We start from the raw sequence: 579 nt of genomic DNA, 5'->3' as shown, positions 1-579 counted from the left end.
ACCGTATCAATGGTAAACGTGGCGGTTACGCCATCGGCACCAATAATGGCTTGAGTGGTTTCAGTGATGTCATCACCTGACGCAGTGGTGTAGCTATAAGCTAACGTGACAATGCTACCCACAGGAGCCGGATCGCTCAGTGTCACGGTGTAATCCGTGGTGGTGTCACCTTCCACGACATTCGCTGGACCTGTCATGGTCACGGTAACCGTATCTTCTGGACCAGGATCGGTTTCATCGCTGATGGTGGTATCAACAAAGGCATTTGATACATCTAATGCCTCAAAGATTGGATTGCTATCACCATCTACAATGCCCGACACGCTGACGCGGAACACTTCATCGCCTTCCGCGTAAACATCGTCCACTGTATCGATGGTAAACGTGGCGGTTACGCCATCGGCACCAATAATCGCTTGAGTGGTTTCAGTGATGTCATCACCGGATGCAGTGGTGTAGCTGTAAGCTAAGGTCACGATACTACCCACAGGAGCCGGATCGCTCAGTGTTACGGTGTAGTCTGTGGTGGTGTCACCCTCCACGACATTCGCTGGACCAGTCATGGTCACCGTAACCGTA

1 pseudogene is annotated in these 579 nt (G+C 51.6%); it reads right to left on the bottom strand.

The window, feature by feature from the left end:
* Nucleotides 1-579: pseudogene (locus R7F64_RS24155) on the bottom strand (calcium-binding protein); the annotation flags it as partial.

The sequence above is a fragment of the Vibrio sp. Vb1980 genome (assembly GCF_033338615.1).
Classification (GTDB): Bacteria; Pseudomonadota; Gammaproteobacteria; order Enterobacterales; family Vibrionaceae; genus Vibrio; species Vibrio alginolyticus.
The sequence above is the reverse complement of the archived record's forward strand: the minus strand, read 5'-3'. Positions and strand labels throughout refer to the sequence as shown.